1 protein-coding gene is annotated in these 1034 nt (G+C 75.6%); it reads right to left on the bottom strand.

The annotated features are described in order from the left end of the window. Positions 1–109: 109 nt before the first annotated feature. The coding region (locus D7231_RS36860) for a hypothetical protein (protein ID WP_158673908.1) at positions 110–1034 on the bottom strand (925 nt) is incomplete at its 5' end.

Genomic DNA, 1034 nt, shown 5'->3' on the forward strand with positions numbered 1-1034 from the left:
CGACGGCGCCGCACGGCCCGCCCCGCGGGGGCTGCGGCACCCGGGGCATTCCGCGGCGGTCGAGGGGTGAGGGGCCGCGTCGGCCGGTGCCGGGCAAGGGGTGGGGGTATCAGGCGCATCGGGCACCTCCGTGGGAGCTTCCGGTTCCGCGGGCGTTCTCCTCCCGCACCCCAAAACCCCGGATTTCGGCCCCGTTTTCGACAGCCGCCCCCGATTTTTCTTCATTTCCTTCCGCACACATCCCGGCCGCTCCGTCCTGGCCAGCAGTGACAGACTGTGGCGAACCGGCGGACCGGGACCGGGCGCCGTCAACCACGGGCGGGGCAGCCAGCTCGGTGGTGACCGCACCGGCGACCGGGTCGTCCGGGTCGGTGTCGCGCGTGCGCCGGCGCAGGTAGTCCGCCAGGCGGACCTCGGCCCGGCGCCGTGCGGCGTAGGCCGCCTTCGCGGCCGTCCCGTGTCCGGCTGCCCACTTCGCGAGGGGAACGTCCTCCAGGCGGGTGGTGCCGATCAGGTCGGCCTCGGTCCGGGTCAGGACTCCCTCCCGCACTGCCCGGGCCAGTACCAGGTCCGGGTGGCCGAACGGCGGGCGCGGCGCGGTGGAGCGGAATCCGGGCGGCAGCGGAATGGGGGCGTTGAGCGTCTCGGCCAGCGCTGCCAGCCCCGCGCGGAAGGCCGCCCACCGCAGCCGCACCAGCACCTGCGGGCGCTCCAGGTCGATGTCCGGCAGCGCGCCGAGGAATCCGGTCAGGACCTCGGCATGGATGTCGAAGACATCCCGCTCGCGGTGGCGGGAGGCCAGCCAGCCGGCCGCCGAGGCCAGTGCGGGCAGCGCCATCCCGGCGCAGGCCAGGGTCCAGGTCGCCCCCTCCCGGCGCGCCCGGGTGACCAGCTCGGCCCACACCGCGTCCCTGACGGCCTGCGGGCAGCGGCGGCGCAGTATCAGGTCGCGCAGCTCATCCAGCGGGAGCGTCCGGTCGGGCAGGCCGGGAAACGCGCGGCCGTCCAGCGACAGCGCACTCGGGCCGGTCACC

The sequence above is a fragment of the Streptomyces klenkii genome (assembly GCF_003626645.1).
In the GTDB taxonomy this organism is placed as follows: Bacteria; Actinomycetota; Actinomycetes; order Streptomycetales; family Streptomycetaceae; genus Streptomyces; species Streptomyces klenkii.